24 protein-coding genes and 1 tRNA gene are annotated in these 21,961 nt (G+C 34.5%); 8 read left to right on the plus strand and 17 right to left on the minus strand.

Annotation, left to right across the window (positions count from 1 at the left end; all coding sequences use genetic code 11):
• The first annotated feature begins 41 nt into the window (after positions 1-41).
• The 3 genes from mtxX to QZV68_RS02335 are packed head-to-tail and all read left to right on the plus strand — an operon-like array spanning position 42 to position 2,327.
• Complete coding sequence (gene mtxX / locus QZV68_RS02325; RefSeq protein ID WP_296878215.1) at positions 42-758, plus strand: methanogenesis marker protein Mmp4/MtxX; 717 nt, start codon at positions 42-44, stop codon at positions 756-758.
• Positions 759-797: 39 nt separating this feature from the next.
• Positions 798-1,562 carry a polyprenyl diphosphate synthase gene (uppS, locus tag QZV68_RS02330; RefSeq protein ID WP_296878216.1) on the plus strand — a complete coding sequence of 255 codons (765 nt, stop codon included), beginning with the start codon at positions 798-800 and terminating at the stop codon, positions 1,560-1,562.
• 3 nt (positions 1,563-1,565) lie between these two features.
• Positions 1,566-2,327 carry a TatD family hydrolase gene (locus QZV68_RS02335; RefSeq protein WP_296878217.1) on the plus strand — a complete coding sequence of 254 codons (762 nt, stop codon included), beginning with the start codon at positions 1,566-1,568 and terminating at the stop codon, positions 2,325-2,327.
• Here QZV68_RS02335 and QZV68_RS02340 read toward each other — a convergent pair.
• The 5 genes from QZV68_RS02340 to QZV68_RS02360 all read right to left on the minus strand — a co-directional run bounded on the left by QZV68_RS02340 (position 2,324) and on the right by QZV68_RS02360 (position 4,309).
• Complete coding sequence (locus QZV68_RS02340; RefSeq protein WP_296878218.1) at positions 2,324-2,692, minus strand: hypothetical protein; 369 nt, start codon at positions 2,690-2,692, stop codon at positions 2,324-2,326. The genes QZV68_RS02335 and QZV68_RS02340 overlap by 4 nt on opposite strands.
• Positions 2,693-2,857: a hypothetical protein gene (locus QZV68_RS02345; protein WP_296878219.1), complete on the minus strand. Its 165-nt coding sequence runs from the start codon at positions 2,855-2,857 to the stop codon at positions 2,693-2,695.
• Positions 2,858-3,021: 164 nt separating this feature from the next.
• Positions 3,022-3,393, minus strand: coding sequence for a carboxymuconolactone decarboxylase family protein (locus QZV68_RS02350; protein ID WP_296878220.1), 372 nt, complete (start codon positions 3,391-3,393; stop codon positions 3,022-3,024).
• A 26-nt stretch (positions 3,394-3,419) separates the two neighbouring features.
• Positions 3,420-3,917, minus strand: coding sequence for a hypothetical protein (locus QZV68_RS02355; RefSeq protein ID WP_296878221.1), 498 nt, complete (start codon positions 3,915-3,917; stop codon positions 3,420-3,422).
• Positions 3,914-4,309 carry a hypothetical protein gene (locus QZV68_RS02360; RefSeq protein WP_296878222.1) on the minus strand — a complete coding sequence of 132 codons (396 nt, stop codon included), beginning with the start codon at positions 4,307-4,309 and terminating at the stop codon, positions 3,914-3,916. Before QZV68_RS02360 ends, QZV68_RS02355 begins: the two co-directional genes overlap by 4 nt.
• Positions 4,310-4,407: 98 nt before the next feature.
• Here QZV68_RS02360 and cobM point away from each other — a divergent pair, with 98 nt between their 5' ends.
• The gene (cobM, locus tag QZV68_RS02365) at positions 4,408-5,160 is read left to right on the plus strand and encodes a precorrin-4 C(11)-methyltransferase (RefSeq protein ID WP_296878223.1); all 753 of its coding nucleotides are present in this window, start codon (positions 4,408-4,410) and stop codon (positions 5,158-5,160) included.
• Between the two features lie 35 nt (positions 5,161-5,195).
• Here cobM and QZV68_RS02370 read toward each other — a convergent pair whose 3' ends face one another.
• The 9 genes from QZV68_RS02370 to hypA all read right to left on the minus strand — a co-directional run bounded on the left by QZV68_RS02370 (position 5,196) and on the right by hypA (position 10,990).
• Positions 5,196-5,900, minus strand: coding sequence for an alpha/beta hydrolase (locus QZV68_RS02370; RefSeq protein ID WP_296878224.1), 705 nt, complete (start codon positions 5,898-5,900; stop codon positions 5,196-5,198).
• Positions 5,901-5,909: 9 nt separating this feature from the next.
• Positions 5,910-6,854 carry a methionine synthase gene (locus QZV68_RS02375; protein WP_296878225.1) on the minus strand — a complete coding sequence of 315 codons (945 nt, stop codon included), beginning with the start codon at positions 6,852-6,854 and terminating at the stop codon, positions 5,910-5,912.
• Entirely contained in the window at positions 6,851-7,165 is a 315-nt protein-coding gene (locus QZV68_RS02380; RefSeq protein ID WP_296878226.1) for a DUF1894 domain-containing protein, read from the minus strand. Before QZV68_RS02380 ends, QZV68_RS02375 begins: the two co-directional genes overlap by 4 nt.
• A 1-nt stretch (position 7,166) precedes the next feature.
• Positions 7,167-7,625 (minus strand): DUF1890 domain-containing protein, encoded by a 459-nt coding sequence (locus QZV68_RS02385; protein WP_296878227.1) that lies wholly within the window; start codon positions 7,623-7,625, stop codon positions 7,167-7,169.
• A 10-nt stretch (positions 7,626-7,635) separates the two neighbouring features.
• Positions 7,636-8,718, minus strand: coding sequence for a hypothetical protein (locus QZV68_RS02390; RefSeq protein ID WP_296878228.1), 1,083 nt, complete (start codon positions 8,716-8,718; stop codon positions 7,636-7,638).
• Between the two features lie 38 nt (positions 8,719-8,756).
• Positions 8,757-8,829 (minus strand) — tRNA-Ala (locus QZV68_RS02395).
• Between the two features lie 53 nt (positions 8,830-8,882).
• On the minus strand, positions 8,883-9,914 hold the full coding sequence (locus QZV68_RS02400; RefSeq protein WP_296878229.1) for a DUF354 domain-containing protein: 1,032 nt from the start codon (positions 9,912-9,914) through the stop codon (positions 8,883-8,885).
• A gap of 23 nt (positions 9,915-9,937) precedes the next feature.
• On the minus strand, positions 9,938-10,594 hold the full coding sequence (gene hypB / locus QZV68_RS02405; RefSeq protein WP_296878230.1) for a hydrogenase nickel incorporation protein HypB: 657 nt from the start codon (positions 10,592-10,594) through the stop codon (positions 9,938-9,940).
• Between the two features lie 18 nt (positions 10,595-10,612).
• A complete protein-coding gene (gene hypA / locus QZV68_RS02410) occupies positions 10,613-10,990 on the minus strand; it encodes a hydrogenase maturation nickel metallochaperone HypA (RefSeq protein WP_296878231.1) in 378 nt (125 codons plus the stop codon).
• A gap of 179 nt (positions 10,991-11,169) precedes the next feature.
• On the opposite strand from hypA, the gene QZV68_RS02415 reads away from it, so the two are divergent.
• A complete protein-coding gene (locus QZV68_RS02415) occupies positions 11,170-12,312 on the plus strand; it encodes an aldo/keto reductase (RefSeq protein WP_296878233.1) in 1,143 nt (380 codons plus the stop codon).
• 2 nt (positions 12,313-12,314) lie between these two features.
• Here QZV68_RS02415 and QZV68_RS02420 read toward each other — a convergent pair whose 3' ends face one another.
• Positions 12,315-15,203, minus strand: coding sequence for a DEAD/DEAH box helicase (locus QZV68_RS02420; protein ID WP_296878235.1), 2,889 nt, complete (start codon positions 15,201-15,203; stop codon positions 12,315-12,317).
• 477 nt (positions 15,204-15,680) lie between these two features.
• Between QZV68_RS02420 and QZV68_RS02425 the strand changes: the two genes are divergently transcribed.
• From QZV68_RS02425 to QZV68_RS02435, 3 genes are read left to right on the plus strand one after another with little or no spacing between them, the layout of a single operon-like run.
• Complete coding sequence (locus QZV68_RS02425; RefSeq protein WP_296878237.1) at positions 15,681-18,152, plus strand: DEAD/DEAH box helicase; 2,472 nt, start codon at positions 15,681-15,683, stop codon at positions 18,150-18,152.
• A 10-nt stretch (positions 18,153-18,162) separates the two neighbouring features.
• Positions 18,163-19,389, plus strand: a complete 1,227-nt coding sequence (locus QZV68_RS02430; RefSeq protein WP_296878239.1) for a PD-(D/E)XK nuclease family protein — start codon at positions 18,163-18,165, stop codon at positions 19,387-19,389.
• Between the two features lie 25 nt (positions 19,390-19,414).
• Entirely contained in the window at positions 19,415-20,089 is a 675-nt protein-coding gene (locus tag QZV68_RS02435; protein WP_296878240.1) for a DUF169 domain-containing protein, read from the plus strand.
• Here the strand turns inward: QZV68_RS02435 and QZV68_RS02440 are convergent.
• The gene (locus tag QZV68_RS02440; protein ID WP_296878241.1) at positions 20,081-20,734 is read right to left on the minus strand and encodes an NTP transferase domain-containing protein; all 654 of its coding nucleotides are present in this window, start codon (positions 20,732-20,734) and stop codon (positions 20,081-20,083) included. The genes QZV68_RS02435 and QZV68_RS02440 overlap by 9 nt on opposite strands.
• 26 nt (positions 20,735-20,760) lie before the next feature.
• On the minus strand, positions 20,761-21,948 hold the full coding sequence (locus tag QZV68_RS02445) for a hypothetical protein (protein ID WP_296878242.1): 1,188 nt from the start codon (positions 21,946-21,948) through the stop codon (positions 20,761-20,763).
• Between the last annotated feature and the right edge of the window lie 13 nt (positions 21,949-21,961).

Consider the following 21,961-nt stretch of genomic DNA (forward strand, 5'->3'; position numbering starts at 1 on the left):
GAAAAACTTAATTATATAATGAATTATAAATATTTAAACTAATGAAACGAATAGCTATTGGTGTTGGAAAAAATGAAAATATAATACAAGCATGCCATATTTTCAAAGAAAAGCACCCAAAAACAGATGTAATCTTGATATACAGTGATGAAGACTTAATTAAGGCAGTATTGGATAAAAAGATAGATGCTGTGATTCGCGGGTCACTTCCGGCCTCTAATATAATATCAAAATTAAAGGAACAGTACCCCACCCTATCAAGAGCAACCTATGTTAATAATGGTGAGACCGAATTCTTGTTAACTCCGGTTGGAATTGATGAAGGTAACAGTGTTGAAGACAGATTTAGAATGACAATGAACTGTGTCGATTTTCTAAAACAAGTTGATAAAACTCCTAAAATTGCCATTCTGGCTGAAGGAAGAAAAGATGATTTTGGAAGAGATAGTATCGTATCCAATTCAATCAAAGAAAGCAGAAAATTAACAAAACTCATTGAAGAAAATACTGACGAAGATGTTACAAACTACCACATCCTGATTGAAAAAGCAATTCAGGATAAATGCAACATCATCATTGCTCCGAACGGAAGAGTTGGAAATATCATATTCAGAACTATGGTTTTACTTAATTCTTGGCCAAGTTACGGTGCGGTGACATTTGGAATGGACAGAGTTTACATTGACACAAGTCGAGATCAAAGTATTGAAGGATATATTAGAAGTTTGATTTTAGCTGAAGAATTAATTGAACAATAATACTGAATCTATTACATAATTTGTTATTAAGTGATTTGAATGGCAGAAAATTTCCTATATAGAATATATGAATGGTATATATCCCGTGGTTTAAAACCAGAAAAAATGCCAAAACATGTTGCCATTATTATGGATGGTAATAGAAGATTCTCTAAACTCCAAGGTAATATGGATGTTGTCAAAGGACATGAAATTGGAGTTGATACTCTTGAAAAAGTTCTTGATTGGAGTATAGAACTTGGAATCGAAATTATTACCGCTTATGCCTTTTCAACTGAAAATTTCAATAGACCCCAACATGAAGTCGAAGGGCTGATGAACCTGTTCGTCATTAACTTCAAACGACTAGTAACTCACGAAAAAATACACAAAAACGAAGTAAAAGTAAAAGTGGTAGGTAGAACTGAATTACTTCCGGATAATGTAAAGGAAGCAATTTTAGAAGCTGAAGAAGCAACTAAACATTATAAAAAACGTTTATTCAATATAGCTATCGGCTATGATGGACGTTTAGAAATCATAGATTCATTTAAGAAAATCATTAAAGATGTACAGGATGGAAAAATTTCTATTGATGATGTAAATGAAGATTTAGTGAGCAAAAACCTCTACACTGAAGGATTGGATGATCCAAACTTAATTATCAGAACCAGTGGAGAAGAGCGTTTAAGCGGATTTTTACTTTGGCAATCCTCATATTCAGAGCTATATTTCTGCGAAACATTATGGCCTGAACTGAGAAAAGTTGATTTTATTAGAGCTATTCGATCATACCAAGCAAGAGACAGAAGATTTGGAGTTTAAACGATGATTGATACCCACTGCCACATCGATTTTAAAGATTATGATGATGACCGTGAAGAGGTTATTAAGCGTGCGAAAGACAAACTGGATTTTGTTATTGCATCAGGATTCAATAAACAGAGCAATCAAAATGTTTTAGAATTATCAAGAGAATATGAAGGTTTCATTTATCCTACTTTTGGTTTTCATCCGGTAAGTTCGCAAAATTCAACAGATGAAGAATTGAAAGATGCTCAAAATCATCTTATTGACAATCTTTCAGACATTGTGGCCATAGGCGAAGTGGGAATGGACTATTTTTATGTCACTGACAAAACTTTAAGAGAAAGACAGCAAGAGATTTTCACAAGCTTTTTAAATCTTGCAAATGAATATGAAGTCCCTATTGTAATGCATGTAAGGGACTGTGAGAAAAAAGCTGTAAACATTATAGAAGAATATAACGACATCCCCTATTTTGTTTTCCATTGTTATGGAGGCAGCTTAAAGACAGCCAAAAGGATTATGAACAAGGACAACTGTTTCATGAGCTTTTCCACAATGCTGTGCTATTCCAAACATCACCAAGATTTAATTGAAAAAATAGATTTGGATTATGTTTTAACTGAAACAGACAGTCCCTATCTGGCAATGACAAAAGAAGAGAGAAATGAACCTGTAAATGTCGTTAATGCCGTTGAAAAAATAGCAGAAATAAAAGATATGGATTTGAGCACTGTTGATGAGATTACATCAGCAAATGCCCGAAAAATTTTTAAAATCTAAAAGTGATAAGTGAAATTTAGATTAATCAATACATCATTATTTTCTTTTACAGCTTCAACCACCAGTTCAAAATCTGTAAAATCATCCATTACCAATTTTATTAAATCCCATTCCAAAATGGAATCATTCAAATAAATGATAAACTGATTTTCATCAATTTTAACAGATTTTCTGCAAAACAATTTGAAAGCATAGAAATATAGTTCCAATCTAAGAATCAAATCTTCGCTATCACCCACACCATTAGAGAAGAATTCTTTTAAATCCTCCTGCAAGACTTTACCTTCATCACCTACATCCGCTTTAAATGTTTCCATTTCGACTAAATCATCCATCAGTTGTCTTTTTTCATCATCACTATACATTCAATCACACAACAAAAATTTCAATTTGATAACATTAAATGAATTCGGCAGAAATATGATTTCAAACCTATCAAAAACATCATTTAATTTAGTTAATTCATCCAATTTCAAATTATCAGGGATTACATGAATAACAAATCCATCGTCAACAATTTCTATTTCCATTTCTTCAAACAAAGGAATTTTCAACTCTGAAATGAAAACATATTTGTAAACTATCAGCTCATACTCATTGATTTGCTTGCCGTTTTTGATTATGTCAATTAACTCTTCCTGTAACTTGCGAGCTACAACATCAAATGTTTCTTCAGTAATTGGAATCCCCCAGATTATAATAAGTTTTTATCGGCAAATACTTCTTTTGCAGCCATAGCTCCATTAATAGCCTTTGGAAAACCTGCATATGCACTCATCTGCATTATAATTTCAACAATTTCTTTGGGACTATTCCCCACATTCAATGCAGCATTAATATGATCCTTAAGCTGAGGAATTGTTCCTATAGCAGTCAGTGCTGCAACTGTACACAGTTCTCTTGTTTTTAAATCGACTTCGCTTCTGGTATATATTTCAGAATAAGGAAATTCAATGACAAATCTTGACAAATCAGGTGCAATATCCTCCAGATCCTTGAATATTTCTTCAACAGGCATATTCTGAATACCTTCCAAACACTCTTTTCCTTTTTCATACCTATCCATTATAATCACCAATATTATTTTTTGAGCTATACCCATTTAATATTAGCTGTTGTATAAACATAATGCGGTGAAAAAACCGGATTGTATAATTTATTCGTGGACGAAGTTGAATTGAAAGATATCGCAATCGATTTTCTTAAGTTATAATTAATCCTGTCTCCAATTGAATCACGTTCTTTTTTGGTGAATTTGTCGGATGCTTTAGCATAGACTCTAAATTGAATCTTTTTCTTATTGTAATTATTGTCCATTCCCAATTCGTAATACGAAATGTTGACAACTTCTACGGAATAGGGTTGCATCAGATTACTTTGCGAATCTGAATATTCATTGTATGTATCTATTGGATATAATGCCGCCGAAGACGTTCCAATTCCCTCAATTACACCGTTTCTAGCTGCTCCCATTGCAATATTCAATTCATTTTCACCAACTACAAATATTATCGATAATATCAATACAATTATCAATACGCCCATCAAAAGCAAATACTCTGCACTGATTTGACCCTTCTCATCATTCATTTTATCACAATTTTTCCATCATTCTGTTTTGTAACCAAATAGCTTTTTCCGCTATGCAGCTTGTATTTTGAATCTATTTTTAAAGGAAGCACAATCGTTTGACCTTTTCTATTTAAAGATTCAATTGTCAATTTATTCTTTTCGACCGTTATCATGTAAAATCCGGGTTTTGAATCCAAGTGAAGATAAATCGAATAGCCGTTGCCGTTTGAATTGACCTGATTTATGATACTCGCCACATGGTCCAAAATCAATCTATACTGGACATTATTTTCAATATTTTTACTTGACTCTATTGATGCCGATGTGAAAAATAATAATCCAAGAGCAATTATAAGTAAAATAAAGATTGAAAATAAATATTCTATTGAAATAAAACCTTTTTTATCCATATTTTTTAATTATTTTAGATATTAATAAAGTTTATTAAAATTTAAAGTCAATCTTAATACATAATAATTAAATAATATTTGAACTAAAAGATAATACCATGAAAGGAAAAGTAATTTTCATTGGTGCAGGACCTGGAGACCCAGACTTAATAACTGTCAAAGGCCGAAACGTAATCGAAAAAGCAGATGTTATTATTTATGCAGGCTCACTTGTTAATAAAGAAGTTCTAAATCCTGCAAAAGAAGATTGTGAAATTCACAATAGCGCATATTTGAATCTAGAAGAAACTGATGCAATAATAACTGAAGCAGTTAACGATGGCAAATTGGTAGCTCGTGTACACACAGGCGATCCTTCAATTTACGGTGCTATCGGTGAGCAAATCCGAGAACTTAAAAAACATGACATAGAATATGAAATCATTCCAGGAGTAAGTTCACTGTTTGGTACTGCCAGTGTTCTAGAAGCTGAGCTGACCTTGCCTGAAATTTCACAGAGCGTTATTATCACCCGCCCTGAAGGAAGAACACCAAAACCTGCAGGCGAAAGTATTGCCAGTTTTTCAAAACACCATGCAACAATGTGCATATTCCTTGGAATAGGCATGATTGACAAAGTAGTTGAAGAACTGTTGGTAGGGTATGAAAAAGATACCCCAATTGCAGTTGTGAAAAAGGCCACTTGGAAAGACCAAGAAATAATTAAAGGAACCCTCGATAATATTGCACAAAAAGTAAAAGATGCCAATATAACAAAGACTGCAATGATTGTGGTGGGAGATGTGTTAGACCCTGGGGACTTTAACCCATCTAAGCTATATGATAAAAACTTTAAACATGAATATAGATAACTTAGGAAATATCACATTTCCTAAAAAACTCTTTTTTAAAACAAATCATCAGTGAACTTCAAAATTTCATCCGCTGTTTTATTTTGCTGATTTTCCGGAGTGATATTGGCTATGCCATCACCTGTCTGACTTCCATAGTAGGCAAATTGCTCATGGTTTCCGCCAGGAATGATAATTTCAGTTAAATTACTCATCAATGTTTTTGACTCATTATAGGCTTTTCCATTCAATACACCATCATTAGAACCATAAATAGATAAGACAGGCACGTTCACTTTGTTTTTAGGATAAGCCGCCAACAGGATTACTGCATCACCTTTAGCAGAATTGTTTTGAAATTCAGCAGCCGTAAGACCGCCCAAGGAGTGTCCTGCCAGAATATAATTAGAATAATTGGTTGAATTCATTATCGAACCTGCAGCATCTTTACCGAAAAATGCGATATTTAGTGGCATTTCAACCAAAGCGACATCAATACCTCCGTCAGCAAGTTCAACCAACAATGGAAGATAAGAAGTATATTCAACTTTAGCTCCCGGATAAAAAATCATTAAAGTATCATTACCCATTCCATTGACAAATAAACCATAATCCTCTTTAACTACAGAAACATTTTCAGTTCCATTCAACAGGGATTTTGCTGTACTTTCAGCTTCAGAATAATCAGTCAAATAAAAAATAGCATAAGCCAAAGCCAGCAGTAAAACAATTACAATAACAATTTTAAGCTTTTTGTCCATAATACCAGATTAACTGTATTTGTCCTTAATTTGATTCATTAATCTTAATTTTTCAAAAGCGACGTCTTTTGGTGCTCTTCTTAAACCGCAATCAGGATCTAAAAGCAGATTATCCTTACCTACAATATCAACTGCCTTTGAAACCAAATAATCAATATCCGAAATATCATCAACTTCATTTACTGATGAGTCAACACATCCAAAACCAATCTTTTTATTATTAATCAAATTAGCATTTTTTTCAAGAACATCCAAATTAACATCATTTCCGGCAAATTCAAAATCCAATATGTCCACATTGAATTTAGAAATATCCTTAAACGCATCATTCAAAAGACCACAGACATGCATTGCTAATGGAACCTCCAATCCATCATGCAGGATATCAATAGCTTCACGAGCCACTTTCATATCTACCATCCCAGTTGATAAAAACGGTTCATCAATTTGAATATACACAGGCTTGACCTTTTTTGCTATTGCATCAACTTCATGTTTAAGAGAATGTGCCAAATCAATGATTGCATCCTCTTTGTTTTTGTAAAAAAACTGGATTCTTGAAGAATGTACAATAGTATTCGGTCCGGTAATAATTCCCTTAATACCTTTGCCTTCAGGAATGTTGCCACCATAATAATCCTTCATTACCTTTTTTGCATACTGCAAGTCTTTGACAGAAATTTCTTGAGAAGGATTTCTAATTTTAGAAACGATTACAGTATTACCATCCTCAATTTTCATTCCAGGAATATAACTTGTAAAAATAGAAACCATGTCACCCCTCACCTGACCGTCTGAAATGATATCCACTCCAGCATCAAGTTGAGCGACAACACTACTTTTAATAGCTTCTTTAAAAGGGTCATGTGCTCCAAATGCACTTAATAATTTATCTTTTGTTGAAGAAGGCTCTTTCACTTCAACTGGAAAACTTCCAACAACTGTTGACTTCATTTTTTATTCCCAGTGTCTAATTTTCTTATATTTTCAACTTCTTCTTCATCTATTGGCAATTCAACAACAGATGTTCCATGACATGGCTTTGTATACGGAAGAAAAACAGTTCCTTTTTTATGGTCAAAACCGATTGGTATTGGTGGAATTCCAATAACTCTTACACCCAGGACTTCATCTCCAGGTTTTATATATACCACATCATCGGCCTTGAATCTAATAATCATTGCACAGTCTTTGAATCCTGCCTTTGAAGCATGGATTTCATAGTTATCAGACTGTTGAAGGTAGGTATCTAAACAAAAAGACATTCTATTCAAACTCCTTTATCGCTTTATCGAATTTTACTTTAATTGGTGACGGATTATGGAATGCTCTGACAGCCTGAATATTAGCATTGCTTCCACTTTCCTCTATCATATTGACAAATTCTTCAACCTCATCCATATCCCTTGAAAATACCAGTGCAAGGGATTTGGTGTTCAGGATTTGATCAAAGGTAACAAAGAATGAAGCAGCAGCATCTTTATGTACAAAACCAACCAATAAATCATAATCTCCTTCATTAATTTCGCCTAAAGTTCTTTCCAAATCTACTAACTTAAGCTCATAATATCCTTCAGGGTCGGAGACTTTAACCAATTTAGAAGCAGCTGGATTTGCCGCAATTGTAGTATCATATCCCATTTTTTTCAATTTATTGAAAACATAAACTGCCATCGGAGTTTGTGATGGAGTTTCAGGACATCCAAGTAATATTAATGCTTTCATATAACTCCCCCTAAGCTCTTGATTTAAGTGTGACCACATTAGCCAAAATGAATGTGCCTATGAAAATGAATGTTAATAATGCCATACCATTGATTGTTCTGTTAAATACAAATACACCAATTAAAGACTGAGCACAAAATGCAGCTAACGCACCAGTTAACAATACTTCCCTACCAAGGTACTTCTTATTGTTTTTCTCTCTTTTTTCTCTGTACATGGTTAAAACTTTAAGGCCTATTACAATAGTTCCTAATGTGAATATCATCAATCCGACCAGACCTAAATATCCAAAGTCAAAACCATACCCGAAAAGACCAGGAAGCATATAATCGATTGTATCTTTTTGGTTTACCAATATACCGAAAAACATTGGGAACGGCAATCCGAAGAATAAAACAAACTGCATTGGCAATGTAATATAACCTTCAGCGAAGGCTGTTCCTTCAATACCCCAGTAAGAAGCCTTACCGCTATGTCCTATTAATTGAATATTATTTAATACAGTTTTAATACTTGAAAGTGAGTATTGCTCAATCCTACCCAATCTTAAAAGCGGAGAGAAAATTGTCATTCCAGTTAATCTGGATAACAATTCAAGTGAAATCAAACCTAATATTGCAGCTCCTGCAAACATGAAGACTCGTTTACTGGTCAATACTGTTTTTTCTCTGAAAGATTTTGAAATTATTAAATAACCTAAGAATAAACCTAAAATCCATAAAATCAAGAAAGATCTGTGCATCAATCCACCAAATACTGTGATACCTATAGTGAATAATATTACAAATCTTCTAAGGGGCCTTATATCTACACCCGATTCCTTCATTACTTTTAGCGAAGCAAATGCGGCTACGGTTCCAAGTAATGCTATTGGCCCAAATGGGTGAGTAAATTCTGCCTGACTTGATGATAATACCAGCAATGCAATGTCCGCACCGAAAAGAAGTGTAAAACCACCCATCAAGAATAATGATAAAAAAGTTACCACACTAAGGGATAATGGAATCAAATTAAGGGTAAAGACCCATATAACAAATAGCATTATTGCAACTTCTACAATCAATTGTAAATGATTTTGAGCAATTAATAACATATTCTAATCACAATCTTTATTTATTTTTAAAATATAAATGGACTGACCGGGATTTGAACCCGGGGCCTCCGCCATGCCAAGGCGACGATCTACCATCTGAGCTACCAGCCCAAAAAATTAAAATTAAGTATAATATACTATATTGAAAGTATTACTATAAATAATTATTTACCATTCTTTGCCAAATCATAAAGATTATCAATAATTATTTGGAATAAATCATCAGTTTTTACGTCAATCTTTTCATGAGGATTGACAATAAAATCAAGTGCCCTATTAATAACATCTTCAGAATCATTAGACCTATACATCAAACCTTTATTGATATAATATTGATCAACAGACAATGTTTCCCCAGGATAACAGGAAATAACTGGAGTCTGCAAGATTGCAGCTTCCCTATTCATTGTACCTCCAGCACCAATCACCAAATCAGATTTTTTAATAATGCTTGATGTGTCAACCGGTGGCTTCAATATTGAAACATTCTCAATACCTTCAAATATTTCAGCCTGTTCCTTGAATCTTGGAAGAATTAAAATATTGGCAACATTTTTCAATTCATCCACAATAGGGGACAAGACTGATTTTCTGCAGTCGGCATCCAAATATGAAGCAAGAGACGGTTCTGGCCTCATAAGTATTGTTTTAGGATGTTTCAAATCAAGGTCCAAATCATTGAAAACATTATCATTATATTCAAAACTTTTAAAGTGCATCAACTCGGAAGTTCCATCATAGGATATGATAGTGTTTGGATCAGCTCCAAATTTCATCAGTTTCCACATGTCAATTATATTCGGAGTGATGATTCTGTCACATAATGGAAGGGTTAGCTTATTGGCTGCCAGTGCATGCTCATTGTCTAAAACGTACAAACTTGGAATTCCTAAACCGAATGAGATTCTAGGAAGTTCAATGGAATGCTTGCTAAGGGCGACATCCACCTTTTCATCATGAATAACATCAACAAGATTATAGACTCTTGATGTGCTTTCCCTCAATTTGTCATATAAACTTACGCCATGCTTTCCGACTGATATAAAATCAATATCATACATGTCCATTAATTTATGAATATCCCCAAATTGTCTTGCGGTAACTATTACATCCTCACCTTCAGCTTCAAGATATTTTATTACATCCTTGAAAAATCTTACATGAGGAGCATTTGATATATCTATCCATACTTTCATGAAACCACCGCTTTTAAGTTAACTTATAAACTATTTTTCTTTTCATCAATAGCTTTGATAATTTCATCCAATCCAGTGCCCTCTTTAAGGCTGGACTTGATAATTTTTACATTAGGATTTAATTTTTTGGCATCTGCAACCATTTTATCGGCATCTGCACCTACAGCTTCTGCCAAATCAACTTTATTAATAACAACTGCATCTGATGTCTGGAATATCAATGGGTGTTTTTCTACTGTGTCATCACCTTCGGTAACGCTTACAACAACGATTCTCATGTGTGAACCTAATTCAAAGTCAACAGGACAAATTAGATTGCCCACATTTTCAATGATAATAATGTCAAGGTCATCCAACGGCAAATCATGAAGTCCGTGACCTACAAGGTGTGCATCCAAATGACATTCCTTGCCAGTGTTCAAACCAACTACAGGCACATCATGCTTTTCAATACGTCCTGCATCAAACTCGGAGATTACATCCCCTGCAAGAACGCCTATATTATAATCAGTATTGTCAATAATTTCTTCAATAAGTGTTGTCTTACCGGAACCGATTGCTCCAACAAAATCAACACAGAAAATTTCCTTATCTTCTAAATTTTTTAAATTTTTATCAGCTAATCTTTTATTAGCATCCATAATATTTTTTGCAACTTCTACATCAGCTACTTGATGCATATTTACACCTCTATCTGTTTAATTATCATCAGGTTTTTCTATAACAATATTTTTAACAACAATATCTCGTCCATTAAGGATTTCAACTGCAAGACTATCACATTCCGGACATCTTACCATAGGAGCATAATGGTCTTTATCATCGAGTATTGCATCTCCATGGAATCCACATTCGGAGCATTTCACTTCAACTGGAATGTCTTCAAATTTAATTTCAGCATCTTCCACAATAGTGTTTTCAACAAGAACTCCCAAAATAAATTTGAGCTGTTCCGGATTTACCATAGCCAATCTGCCAAGTTCGATAGTAACTTCATTAACTTCAGTTGCATTATTACTTTCAGCAGTGTCGATTACTGCATTGATAATGCCTTGAGCCATTGATAATTCATGCATTTTGTATCTCCTAATAATATAATATTAATATGTTAAATTTAGTTTTGTTTATTTATAAACCTATTTAATATTGAAGCAATAACCAAGTAATAATTGATTTTATAAAGAAATAATTTTATGTTGCATCTGACAACATTTAAATATATTGGAACAAAAAGTATTAACTAGGAGAGATGCTAATGACTTACAAATCTAAATTTGGTTTCGGATGCATGAGACTTCCTCAAACCGATGAAAATGACCCAACATCAATAAATCAGGAATTATTCAATCAGATGGTAGACATCTATATGGAAAAAGGATTTAACTACTTCGATACATCCTATGCTTATCATAATGGTGCCAGTGAAATCGCCATTAAAAAGGCAGTAGTTGAAAGATATCCTAGAGAATCCTATAAGATATGTGACAAGATGCCGACATGGGCACTGACCTCAAGCGAAGACAACGACAAATACGTTAATGAAATGCTTGATAGATTGGGAATCGATTACTTTGATGTATTTTTCATGCATAATATTAATGTCCCTTGGCTTAAACTGGCCGAAGAGCACAACGGATTTGAATATATCAAAAAAATGAAAGAGGACGGAAAAGCTAAAAAAATTGGATTCAGTTTTCACGACAATGCCAATCTTCTCAAAGAGTTGCTTGACAAATATGGTGATTTTCTAGATATCGTCCAATTGGAGCTCAACTTTCTCGACTGGGAAGACCGAAACATCCAAGCTCATGAATGCTATGATTTATGTGTGGAACATGGTCTTGATGTTTATGTAATGGAACCATTAAAAGGAGGAGTAATCGTAAACGTCAGCGATGAAATTAAAAATGATTTTAAAGAATTCAACCCAGACAAATCAATAGCAAGTCTTGCAATAAGATTCTGCGCATCACTTGAAAACGTTAAAATGGTTTTAAGCGGCATGAGCAAAATGAGCGATTTGCTGGACAATTGCGACACCTATGAAAATTTCGAACCTATAACCAGTGAAGAACGTGAATTCCTTTCCGAAATGGCCAATAAACTTTATTCAACACTTGCCGTTCCATGCAGTGAATGCGGATATTGCATAAAAGAATGTCCATCCGAAATTCCAATTTCAAAGTACTTCCACGTATACAATTCAAGTAAAAATCAGCCCCAATCCAACATTTACAGATTGTACTATGATAAATTATGTGATGAAGAAGTGCCTGCTGACGACTGCACATATTGCGAAACCTGCATTGACTTCTGTACACAAAAAATAGATATTCCAACTGAACTTGAAAACGTCAGAAACCACTTTGAAGAAGGTTTCAGCCCTTATGGAAAATAATCCTAATACACCCTCATCTTTAGTTCTTTAACCATTTCACCATTCTTATTTATTTTATACGCTTTTTTAAAGTATTCGACAGCTTTCGGATATATTCCTGAATGATAATATATAAGGCCCATCAAGGCCAACGCTTCTGAGTTTTTGCTGTCAAAATCCAGAAGCTTTTCCAAGATTTCAGATGCAGTATCCAAATCTCCCTGCTCATATAAATCATAGGCTTCTTCATATAAAACTTCCTCATCATCTACAGTACTTATTTCAACATGTACTTCATGACTAATGCTTGGTTGCCTATTATTCAATAATACATCAAGCTCATTTGCCATTTCATTTGCCTTATCAATAGCCAACGCCCTTTTTACAAACATTCTTGATATATCCTTCTGGTCCTGAAGGTATAATATCTGAGCCATCAGCGCAATGGAATCCACATGATTTTTATTGGAAATCAGAATATTATTCAATATATCCTTTGCTTGGGAGAAATCATTCTGGTTGTACAAATCCAATGCATCATTAAATTGCGCATCATCTTCATTTACCTGTTTTTTATTGCTTATTTCTTCATTGACTTCTTCTTTTTTGGCAACAGTCTCATTGGATATTAATTTACACATGTATTCCAAAATATATTTGGTTGCGTTCTTATGAAGTGGCTTGTTGTCATTGCCGCATTTAGGTGAGTATATGCAGGCAGGACAACCGCTTTGACAACTGCAATTATTAAGCAGATCCAAAGTGGATTTCAGCAAATCGACAAAGACGTCAGATGCCTTTTCACATATTCCTATTCCTCCCTCATACCCATCATAAATGAAAATTGTCGCTTCCTGAGTATCTTCGTGATAGTTTGTTGACAATCCACCAATATCAAATCTATCACACATAGTATGCAACGGGAAAAGTTCTATCAAAGCATGTTCGACCCCATGAAGGCCTCCGGCAAAAACTTCCTCCTCATTTGGAAACATGTCTTCAAGAGTATCTTTGACACTTTTTGGAATTGTAAACCATAATCCCTTCGTATTGAATTTCAAAGGAGGCAAATCCAACGGATAAGTTCCAACAGATTTTGAGAATTGCATTTTTTTATATTTGAAGTAATCTTCACTTACTGTCAGCTCACCGAAATGAATCGTGAGATTTCCATATCTTGTCTTGGACAATTTCTTCCTAATGTTAATGTCCGTTTTGTTTAGAACCATCGTATGGTAATCAACCGTTTTTTGGTTAACATTAACAAAGCCCCTCGATAAACTTACGCTGTTTACGACATAAGTATCCCCCTTGTTGATTAAAATTGCACCTTCATGAGCTTCCCTATAAACCTGAGACCTCTCCATCGTTTCAAGCAAGGTCCCATTGTTCATTATCTTAAATTCCTGACCTGAAATTTGATCTAGAGAGTGGTCCATTGCAGGATTGTCATCATATGGATACATATAATCCCCTCGGGCATTAATGTGCAAATCTTTTTTGGACACCAATTCCTCGAGTATCTCATCGCTGATTTTGAAGTATTTTTCAACTTCCCCATACTTTATCGGCAATTCCTTAGCTGCGCACAGCAAATGGGCCTCCTGCAAAATAGGATTGGTCAAATCAATGATTGCATTTTCATGAGGCTTATCAAAGAAGAATTTCGGATTGTTCATGAAATACTGGTCAAGCTGATTTTCAAAAGCGATTAAAATGGCCAGTGCCTTCTGGGAACTTCTGCCTGCTCTTCCTGCCTGCTGCCATGTGGAAATCATGGTTCCAGGATATCCTGAAATTATAACAGCATCAAGAGACCCTATGTCAATTCCCAACTCCAATGCATTGGTACATGTAACGCCCAAATATTTTCCGCTTTTAAGGCCGTCTTCTATTTCACGCCTCTCTTCCGGTCTGTATCCTGCCCGATAAGCTGCAATCCTATGGGCCAGTTTTCCCTTAATCTGGGTCATGTCCTTTTTAGCCCACATTGCAATCAGTTCAGTTGTTTTTCTTGAAACAGTGAAACATAACGTTTGAATCTCTTTAAGCATCATATAGAGAAATATGTTTTCAGTTTCCATATGCACTGAAGGGGCATTTTGCATATTGACCTTATTTCTCCGGTAATTTTTAAAGGGATTATACAAAATAAAATCTTTTTCACCGCTTGGAGAGGTGTCATTGTCAACCAACTTAAATTCTTCACCGGTCAATCTATTGGCAAGTTCCAAAGGATTTGCAAGAGTGGCGGAAGATAAGATAAACTGAGGATAGGAACCGTAAAAGTTGGCTATTCTTTTCAGCCTCTTAATCAAAAATGCCACATTGGATCCGAAAACACCTTTATAATAATGTGATTCGTCAATTACAATATACCTTAAATTTCTGTAAAATCGTGACCATTGATGATGCCAGGACAATATTAGGTGCAGCTGATATGGATTTGTCAATACAATGCGTGACTTTTCACGAATTCCCCTTTTGTCTTCTCTTGGAGTGTCCCCATCGTAAGTTCGCGGATTGATTTTTATGTCCAGTTCCCGTTCAAGATTTTCCAAAACATGGAGCTGATCATTAGAAAGGGCTTTAGCAGGGTAGATATACAATGCTGTAGCGTCATTATCTTCAATCATTGTCTCCATAATAGGCAAATTAAAAGCCAAAGTCTTTCCCGAAGCAGTTGGAGTTGTAATGATTACATGTTCCCCTTCCTTAATTGCTTCGTATGTATCGGCCTGATGCTCATATAATTTCATGTCTTTGGATTCAAGATAGTCAACAATCTTATCATTCAAATTGTCTATCTTCTTAAAACTAGCATTTTTAGCAGGAATAGTCTCCACATGAGCTATATTATCCCTAAAGCGAACATCATTTTTGAACATATCAATATTATTAGAATCCGACATAATTTCCCACTAAAAACAACGAAATTTATATTCCTTAAATTTTAAAAAATCAAATCTTTAGACATTGAGATTACCTCCTCACTGTAAATTCACTCAAATGAGCAGAACCTCAATAAATTCAATAATCCTAAAGATTCAGACAACAATGTTGATTTATCCTTTTTGTTAAATCACAGTCATTTATTATTATATTTATTTTATATAATTTAAAGATAATCAGAGAGCATTTGAACACTATTGAAGATTAAAAAACAGAAAAAAAAGTTAGAAGAAAAAATCCCCTAACTTTAATATGCATATTATGGAAGGTTAAAACCTTCACACACTTATATTTCAAAATTATAAAATAAAAACTTATCGAAAAAAAATTTCATACAGATATTATTAAATTCCATGAATACTTTTCAAATGCTCTCTCACTTACTATATTAATAACATAATGATATAAATTAATAATTATAGATTACGGGGGAAAAAATGATTTCATATGATGAATTTGAGGATGTCATTGTAAATATACTTAAAAGAGACATTTCTTCAAACAGACAACAAAAGAAAGCAATCTTATCTCAAGCCGACAAATCCCTTTTTATAGTTGCAGGACCAGGATCCGGAAAAACGACAGTAATGGTATTGAAAATATTGAAATACATTTTTGTTGATGATGTGAATCCTTCAGAGATTTTAGCTACAACATTTACAAAAAAAGCGGCAGATGAATTGTATTCAAGAATTTTAGGATGGGGAGACCAAATAAAAAAGCATCTCGAGGAGAAATACCTTGATGACAGTTTTGAGTCCAGTGAAAAAATTGCAAAAATAGAAAGAATCGATTTTAACCAGATAATAATCGGAACAACAGACAGCATAGCTGAAGAGCTGCTTAGAGAAAACAAAAAACCCGGAGAAAACCAATCGATTGTTATTGAAGAATTTGTCGCAAACTCAGCAATGATTAAAATTCTCATTAAAGATGAAAAGTATCTTAATGCAAATCTTGTTGAATACTTAAAAGAGCTGAGCGGCAAACCCAAACTTGAAGAACCTTCCAAAATGAGCGAAATATTAATGGAAATGAAAAATAGGCTCTTTTATGACCAAGTCGATATTGAGGAATTATATGATGAAACACAGGAAAACAGCGGATTGAGATTGGCTCTTGACTGCATTAAAGAATATGAAACAACCCTTAAAAATAGAAACACAATAGATTTTGCAATGCTTGAATCCGAATTCCTTAAAAAACTAAAAGGAGGAGAATTGGATTTATTTTTAGATGAAATTAAGATTGTCCTTATAGATGAATATCAGGACACAAATCTAATTCAAGAAGACATCTACTTTACAATAGCCAAATCTGCACTGGAAAATGACGGAAACATTACTGTGGTTGGGGACGATGACCAATCACTTTATAGATTTAGAGGAGCAACCGTTGACTTATTCACAAACTACAAAACACGAGTAAAAGAAAGATTGGGAATTGATGTAGATGAAATCAACCTAACAACAAATTACAGGTCAACAGAAAATATTATAAACCATTGCAATCAATTTGCAGAGCTTGACCACGAATATCAACATGCAAGAGTGGAAAACAAACCGAAAATTATTGCCCCTGACTTCGATAGAGATAAGATGCCCATTTTAGGAATGTTTAGAAACAATCCTGAAATGTTAGCCCGAGACTTGTCACGGCTAATAGACAATTTAGTCAACAAAGGAGAAAGCGAAATAAAGGTCTTGCAAGTTTTAAATGAGGAATACTATAGAAAAGTAAATGGTGCAATCAATATCGCAAATCTGCAAAAAATTAAACATGAATCCATAAAAGCCGGCAAAAAGGAAAAGAAAATAAAACTTAAATTGGATGGCGATTACGGATCCGCTTCAGACATAGCAATTTTATCATATTCACCAAAAGAGATGCAATACGGAAATCGTTCATTTCTTCATCACCTTAGAAAAAATCTAAAAAGACTTAGAAATCCTATTGAAATGTTTAATCCAAGAGGAATTGACCTGCAAGATATAGATTCCGTTGGAATATTCTGCGGACTTATTCTAGAATGTATTGACCCTGAGGGAAGCATTCAAAACTCAGACAAAACAATTCCTAATCTGGCAAAAAGAAACATGCTACGATGGAGATATAAAGCAAAGGATTACATCAAATTAAATCCCCAACCACATGAACCGGTTTCACTAAATGATTTTGTAACACGCTGGCAGCTTAGAAGACCTTATCCCGAAACAGTCAATGGAGTGGAACAGCACTGGCCAAAAAGTGCAAGCCTGATGGAACTTGCATACAAGCTGACAACCTGGATTGAAGAGCTGCAGGACGATGTGGAAGGAATAGTATATCTTGAAGCCATTACCAAATCGATTACACAAACAGGATTCTTCAATGATTACCATTCCACAATTTCATTTAAATCACCTCATCAAGAACGGGCATCAGTTCTTGAAGCCATCTGGAATATATTCATACCACTTTCAACAGGAGGAGTGAGCATTGATGAATCACTTTTGGAAACATTGCCTGACAATAGGGTGAATGTCTTATCGATTCACCAGTCAAAAGGATTGGAGTTTCCGCTTGTCATTGTGGATGTAGGATCCAGATTTAAAACGAATGACATCAGAACACAACGTCTGAGATTTCCGAAATCACTTCCAGACAGAACAACAATCGAAGATACTGTAAGACAGCACAGCATACTGGGCGAAAATACAAGAAGTGAAAAGGACAGGTCATTTGATGATGTGACAAGACTTTATTTTGTTGCATTTTCAAGAGCAGAGAGCGTATTATTATTAGTCGGTCTTAACCAGGCGATAGAAGGTTATAACAAGAAAAATGACCATTTTGACATACCAAATATCGCTCTTGGCTGGAGCAGAGATGAAAAATATATTGGATTTAAAGAAATTTACCTGATATAGGAGATTAATTATGAAATTACCTTCAAGATCAAAAGCATATATGATTCCGGAATACAGCTTAACAGGAGATTTGTTGTCATTCCTAACATGCAATCTCCAATACAGATACCAGAATAAGGGAACTTTACCTCCATCAAAGCCAGTTCAAAGATGGTTTGGAGAATTTATTCATGGAGTAATGGAAGAAGCGTTCATCCGATGGAAACAGGAAAAAACAGAATTCCCCTGGAACTGGCTTGATGACATCAGACCTATTGAAGAGCAAATAGACTTGAGACTGCAGGCAAGAGGACTTTATCCTCACGACGAAGACCTGTTTTTCAGCACAACCAACCATGACATTGAAAATCTGAATGAACATGACCATAAAAAACTGGCCAGTGCAAGAGCTGAAAAGGCCATCAACATCTGGGGAAAACATTTATTCCCTTTGATTGACTCTTCAGAGCTTCTAATTAAAGGAATAAGAAACATGCCCAAATATGATGAAAAAAGAAGCAGGTCCAATTATTATGGAATCAACGGTGTTGTTGACGTGTTGACATCCATGAAAATTAATAAAACCCTCGAACAAAGCAATTTGGATAACTACAACAATATGATTATCGAAATTTTAAAGAAAAATAAGGATTTTCAAGAGAGAATAAGAAATTCCAATGGAGATGATGACTACGAGATAATAATTGATTACAAAGGCATGAAAAGGCCTCCCATAGAAGTGGACAACCCCAAAGCAGAAAATAAATGGGAAAGCCACAAACAGCAGATACTAACATATTCATGGCTCAGGTCACAGCAAGAGGATGCCAATTCCATCTTCGCAGGAATCATATTTTATCTAAATGAACTTGTTCCATCAAAAGAAGACCTGATGCTAATTAAAGATGAAGTGAAAAATGGCCTGATTGATGATGAAACACTTGAAAAGTACAGGGATGACTTTGAATTAATCGACAGATGGCAGGAAGATGACAAGGCCCCTGAATTAAGCAATGAATTTAAATTGGACAGATCAATTCGGATTATAAATATTGATTCTACAGAAATTAACAAATCACTTGAAAAATTCGATGAAGTCGTTTATAATATTGAAGAGTCAATGATTAACGAAATGAAAGGGTGCAAAATTCAGGATGCATGGAAAGCCGAAGCTGACGATAGAACCTGTACAGCATGCGATTTTAGAACATTCTGTAAAAACAATGATAATAAAACAAAAGACTTTAAAATTCCTTAATGCAATATAATAATAGGTGTTATCTATGACTAATTTAGAGAAAAATCAAAAATATTGCGAGGTTATCGAAAGCAAAATTAAATTAGATGCAAAACCTGTTGCAATGAAATTAATCAAAACCGAAGACGACCTTTTAGAAGGTTATGACTTGATTGATGAAAAAATAAGACACTGCGAAATGGTTAGAAAAGCATCCTTAGGCAGCAAATTTTACTCCACCCTAGAAGAGCAAATGTGTTTAGGTGGAGCAGGAGCCATTGGACTGAGGGATATGCCACCAAAATTGGCAAACGGTGAAAAATATTTCTCTTTAGGAAGATTTCAAGATTTAGAAACTGCTAAAAAACTCACAAGCCAGCTTTCAATCATTGAAGATGAACACTGGGGAATTGTTTACGCACCTTTAGACGAAGCAGATTTTGAAGCTGACGTGATTCAAATCATAACAGAACCTGTTGGCGGAATGAAACTTGCGCAAAGTATTGTCTATAAAACAGGTGAAAAAATCACTCCTTCCTTTGCGGGAATTCAATCATTATGTGGAGATGCATTTTCAAACCCTTATCTTTCAGACGGAGTTAACTTCACACTAGGATGTGACGGTTCAAGAAAAGCAGCAGACATTAAAGATAATGAAATGACTGTTGGAATCAGCGCAGCCAAAATAGAAGAAGTTATATCAGGTTTAGAATCAATCTAGGAGATTTAAATAATCTTCATAATGATTAATATTTAACAATTCTTTTTCATTTTTTTCTTTTATTCCATAAAACACATAACCGTCAGCAAATATCTTTCTGAGAATAGGATTTAAATTGTCATCCTCATTTTCCAAATAACCCATTAAATTTTTTCTATGAGCTACAAATGGCATGCCCAGTCCTTCTGCAGTATCAAGCAATCCTGTTTTTCTTCTTCTTAAAATTGATATTGTTTTTTCAGGATTTTGCGCATTTTGACTAGTTTCAATCATTTTATTAAAAGTTTCAGTCGATACTGTAGGTTGGTCTCCTGTTATGCACAGTGAATAATCACAGTTAGAATTTGACAGACCATTAAAAAGAGATTTAGATAAACCTACATCAACAGGATTATTTTCAACAAATTTGACACGACCTTCATAATTATCGCCAAGTGCTTCTTTTATTTCACTAGCATAATGACCAAGTACCACAATACATTCATCAGTATTTGCAGATAATGCATTGTCAATTGTTGTCTCCAAAACGGTTTTATTGTTGAATGGTAAAATAAGTTTATTCTTTAAATCAAGGTTGCGGGAAATCTGATCTTTTCTCATACGGGAATTCTTTCCGGCAGCCGTAATAATTGTTGAAATTGACATAAAATAAAAAAAAATAGAAGATATATTTATTTTGGAATATATCTTGTAAAGCTACAGTAAATACCCATACCTACGCCTTCACCTTCAGTCCACATGTTAATTTTAACAGGATAATCATGAGTATTAGTTACAGTAACACCGCTTGCCGGATTGTAACCAAATAATAGTGCACTCTCATCTGAAGTAAGACCTACAGGCATTTCAAATCCTTCAGCTAATGCTGCATCTCTTAAAGCTCTTGCAGGAGGACATACACCGTGTGCCGCACTTCCACCTGGAGCTGAAGCATCATTTGCGGATTCAAAATAAACATAATCCTTACCACTGCTTGTGGAATTTGGTGGTATGACAGTTCCGTTCCATGCTTCTACAAATTGATGTGCATTAACTTCCCTAATTGCATCCCCATATTCAGGGTGTGAATCAAAAGTAGTTGATCCTTGTCCACCAGTTTGTTCTGTGTAATTACCAGAATACAACAAGATCGGTGAACCTGTTGGGTATTCAGAAGCATAGTCTACAACATCTTGTCCGAAAATACGAGGAACATCACTGGCATTAATGTCTTTTCTTCCATCTGAAAATCCTGCCATACCTTTATCAATAGTAAAATTGTCCCCTACTTGAGCATCATAATTATACCAGCTTACAATAGTGTCATTATTGAAATACTCACTTGAGAAATTTAAATTTTTAATTTCTTTGGCAGGAATAGATTTTAAAACTTTACCGTCTTCAACTAAATCAACACCTGAAGAGGTTTTAGTTAAAACTTTTGATGGTGCACTATATCCCCAAACATAATCATCTGGTCCTTTAACAGCCAATTTATCTCCTTCAAAAGTAATATATCCCGGTCCATCGATACCTACAGCTTTTCCATACGAATCAATTCCTTCACTTGACACAGTTGTAAAATCAAATGGAACTACACCAGTTGAAAGAGACATGAGAATCCCATGAAGATCAAATGCCATAATCTGATGGCCTATAAAACCTATATTAGATAGGAATGGAACTCCAATAGTTTGGTTTTCACCCAAGATAGATTCTCCAGTAAAGATGGATTGCCCAACAGTTATATCATAAGTTTCGGCAATGGATTGACCAGTGTAAGGAGTACTATTTACAAATGTGAATGCAAATAAAAGAATACAAACAGAAAACAATACGAAAAATATTGTTATTGATTTACTTCTCCAACTTTTACTCATTATAATACACCAT

This window comes from uncultured Methanobrevibacter sp., assembly GCF_902801725.1.
Lineage (GTDB): Archaea > Methanobacteriota > Methanobacteria > Methanobacteriales > Methanobacteriaceae > Methanocatella.